General features: G+C 58.7%; 3 protein-coding genes. 1 reads left to right on the forward strand and 2 read right to left on the reverse strand.

What is annotated here, in order from left to right; all coding sequences use genetic code 11:
- Positions 1-309: 309 nt before the first annotated feature.
- On the forward strand, positions 310-1,038 hold the full coding sequence (locus IVA74_RS27230; protein ID WP_247349495.1) for a Crp/Fnr family transcriptional regulator: 729 nt from the start codon (positions 310-312) through the stop codon (positions 1,036-1,038).
- A 218-nt stretch (positions 1,039-1,256) separates the two neighbouring features.
- Here IVA74_RS27230 and IVA74_RS27235 read toward each other — a convergent pair whose 3' ends face one another.
- A complete protein-coding gene (locus IVA74_RS27235; RefSeq protein ID WP_247349496.1) occupies positions 1,257-1,799 on the reverse strand; it encodes a DUF2380 domain-containing protein in 543 nt (180 codons plus the stop codon).
- 341 nt (positions 1,800-2,140) lie between these two features.
- Positions 2,141-2,587 (reverse strand): IS3 family transposase (locus tag IVA74_RS27240; RefSeq protein WP_247349497.1); only part of this gene is annotated, 447 nt, incomplete at its 5' end.

The raw sequence follows: 2,587 nt of genomic DNA on the forward strand, positions 1-2,587 counted from the left end.
CGAGTTTCTGAGACATGGCGTGCTCCTTGTCTTGGGCGCCCCTTGCCAGCTTGTCCTGCTGGCAGGGCCGGAGCACGGCCGGACCATTCCATTAGCGGAATTGAAGCCGGCACTTTTAACTTGGATCAATGCGTTCGCGCTTGACTGACCACAGCGGCCGAGTTTAGCTCGCACCACCGGTTTCATTCCTGCTAGGTTAATTTCTATCCCCGGCAGATATCATTGGGCGCCGGCGCTGAGAGTTCAAGCGACTCCCGCCTATCAGGCCGGAGTGGCGTGTCGTCATTTAGGTCGCAGGAGGGTGATCGGATGCCGGCAAATCTTGCGTCAGCGCTCATTACCAAACTCGCTGTATCGAACCACCTGGATGGCGAAGACATCCGCGCCATTCAGAGCCTGCGGATTCGCGAGCGGCATCTCGGCGCGCGTGAAATCATTGTCGCTGATGGCGTTCGTCCCGGCGAGTGCTGCCTGATCGTTGAGGGGTTTGCCTTCCGCTCGAAAACGACCGCCAACGGAGAGCGACAGGTCCTGTCCTTGCATATTCCCGGCGACATACCTGACCTTCAAAGCCTTCACCTGGGGATCATGGACCATGATCTGGTCAGCCTTTCGCCTTGCACGCTTGGGTTCATTTCGCACGCCGAGCTGACGGAGGTGACGGCGCGACACCCACACCTGGCCGCGGCCTTGTGGCGAGAGACGCTGATCGATGGTTCTATCTTCCGAGAATGGATCGTGAATGTCGGGCGGCGCGCCGCGCTGCAGAGAATGGCTCACCTGTTGATCGAAGTGCACGAGCGACTTGAAGCAATCGGACGCACTCGCGGCGGGGAGTTTAGCTTGCCCATCACTCAAATTGATCTTGGCGATTGTTTGGGACTTTCAGTGGTCCATACGAACCGTACCCTCCAAGTTCTGCGCGGGGAACGGTTGGTGGAAACGGACAAATCCGGCTTCAACTTGCTCGACAAGGAACGCCTGAAAGAACTAGCAGGTTTCGATCGAACCTATCTCCATCTGACGCCAAGCGGTTAGGAATTAATCCTGCGGATCAAGGTCCGGATAGATCGAGAAGCGCAAATTTTCGATACGCGAGTATCCGGTTGATGAGCCCGCCCGACATACGGCAACTTCCGCTCGTGGCCCGACGACGAAGTTCGGTTTGGCTCAGATATGGTCTGCTAATCAGGGCGGACCGGAAGCGCCACGGCGCCATTCAATCCGGCTGTTGAGCGGTTGCAGACGCGCGCGGCCTATGGCTGCGATCTGCTTTCAAGCAGCCGGTCGCGGACCTCTTCCGATACAAAGCGTTCCGCCCGCTGCCATGCCTCGTCGTTGTCACCGCGGAACTGGAAGTGCTTTCTGAACACGACGCGCTGGGCTGCTGTATCAATGGCAGCAATCTGAACAACCTGGACCAGCGTGCTTAGCTTGTGAACGATGCCGATTATCAGGATCTGCGTGCCGGCCTGTGATGCCGCGCGCAGCCGTTCGCGCAATGCCGGTCCGTCTGTCGGACAATTTGGTCCGCAGGAGGAGGGCACGAGCTCAAAGCGCCGGTCTGCCGTGACGTGTTCCAGCAGTGCGGTCATGAAAGCTCGCAATCGCTTTTCATGGACGACCGTCTGATCGGCGGGCTCGTTCGACGTGTCGATATAATTAAAATCGTCGACGGAGACGGCCAAAGCGTGGCCGGCGGTCGCGGCGGATGCATCTGAGATGAGACTGCATCCGAGGAGTAGACCGGTGAACAGGTCGGCTGTGGCGAGAGCATCCAACAGGGAGGCGTGGCGCATGGCGATGGCTCGATTGCGGTGCGACTATAACCCCGTCCAATCATCAACTGCTGCATTCGCTGCCGCAAGGTGAAAAAGCTGCGTGTCTGCTGTAAGGGGGTGGGGAGGGGTGTCCGCGGCTTCAGAACCAATCATTTCTCAGCGACCGCTCGCCCCCAGTTTCACACGCGTCTGCAAATCAAATGTTGAGGGGGTCACCGCGTGGCACCATATCTCGATTGCCGCCGGCCAATCGCTATGCCGAGCCGGTTGACTATCAAGCCGACACAGCGGCAAAGATGATCACGACCCAGTGGCGCGATACCGCTGCTTGAGCTGCACCCGGTTCTGTTGACACCGGCTTAAGCTAATCCGGCCTTCCGTTCGAACTCCATAGGGCTCAGATATCCGATCGTCGAATGCCTTCGCTTCGGATTGTAGAAGCGCTCGATGTAGTCGAACACGTCGGCCTTGGCCTCGTTGCGTGACCGGTACACTTTGCGCGCTGTTCGCTCGGTCTTCAAGGACGAGAAGAAGCTCTCCATTGCAGCGTTGTCCCAGACATTGCCTGACCGGCTCATCGAGCAGACCACGCCGTGATCGGCCATCAGCCTCTGGAACTGTTCGCTGGTGTATTGGCTGCCGCGATCGGAATGATGCAACAGCGCGTCCGGCTTGCCTCGTCGCCAGATCGCCATCACCAGGGCATTGGTGACGAGCTGTGCCGTCATTGCTGTACTCATTGACCAGCCGACCACCCGCCGCGAGAACAGATCAACGACTGCGGCCACATAGAGCCAACCCTCCGC

The organism is Bradyrhizobium sp. 132, from assembly GCF_023074185.1.
In the GTDB taxonomy this organism is placed as follows: Bacteria; Pseudomonadota; Alphaproteobacteria; order Rhizobiales; family Xanthobacteraceae; genus Bradyrhizobium.